At 69.1% G+C, this 1,098-nt stretch carries 1 protein-coding gene; it reads left to right on the forward strand.

The features are described from left to right. Nucleotides 1-141: 141 nt before the first annotated feature. On the forward strand, nt 142-1,035 hold the full coding sequence (locus tag EEB19_RS26270; protein WP_187590275.1) for a type IV toxin-antitoxin system AbiEi family antitoxin domain-containing protein: 894 nt from the start codon (nt 142-144) through the stop codon (nt 1,033-1,035). Nucleotides 1,036-1,098 lie beyond the last annotated feature (63 nt).

Here is a 1,098-nt window from a genome sequence, read left to right on the forward strand (position 1 = left end):
CGCGCGCGCCTCGGATGGGACCGCCTCGACGATAGGATTCGACCAACTGGTCCTGGCGACCGGCGCCGAACCGATCATCCCGGACTGGGCGCGCGATCGATCCGGAGATCTCCTGCCCGGCGTCGCGTGCGTCGAAGGAGGGTGAACATCTCTCCACAGCTCCGACGGTTCGCCCTGGATCGGGACGGTGTGCTCACGTCGGCGGATGCCGCAGCACATGGGCTGGATAACTCCGCGGTCCGACGACTCGTGAACTCGGGCGCCTGGGTGCGGGAGGCGCACGGCATCTATCGCCTCGCCGATCATCCGCTCTCCGACCGCGCCCGTATCCGGATCGCGGTGCTGCGGGTGGGTGACACCGCCATCCTGAGCGGGCTCGCCGCGGCGTACTGGCACGGAATCGTCGACACACCGCCGCCGACCATCACTGTGACGGCGACACCGGGCGGTCATGTGAAGCGGGTTCCGGGTGTCCGTGTCGTACGCCGTTCGCTCGACGCCGCCGACATCGTCGACCGCTCTCACCTCCGCGTGACGGCCCTGCCGCTGTCGGTTCTCGAGGGCGCCGTCGAGCGTGACGTGGCCGTGCTCGATCGTGCGCTGTTGCTGCGCCGGGTGTCAGAGAAGCAGCTGCACGCGGCGTACCGACGGCGACGAGGAACGATCGGCGCGACCGCGATGGGGAAGCTGCTCGAGGGCATCGGATCCGGTGCGCGGTCGGCCGCGGAGAGGCTGACGGTCCGGCTGTTCCATGACGCCGCGATCACGGGTTGGGTTGCCGGTCATCCCTGCGGGAGGTACGCCATCGACTTCGCGTTCGTGCGCGAGCGCGTCGCCGTGGAGATCGACGGCATGACCTATCACCGCGGTGCGGACGAGTTCCAGCACGACCGCACGCGCCGCAATGACCTCATCGCGGCGGGGTGGACGGTCCTGAACTTCACCTGGAACGACCTCGTCCACCACCCCGACGACGTGATCGCCCGGATCAGGACCGCACTCGCCGCCGCCTCCCCTTCGCACCCGCAGACGTAGCGGAAACCGTCTCCAGGCGACGATTTTCGCTACGTCTGCGGGGACGAGGGGAGGTGGGGAGGG

The organism is Gordonia sp. OPL2 (assembly GCF_003797825.1).
Classification (GTDB): Bacteria; Actinomycetota; Actinomycetes; order Mycobacteriales; family Mycobacteriaceae; genus Gordonia.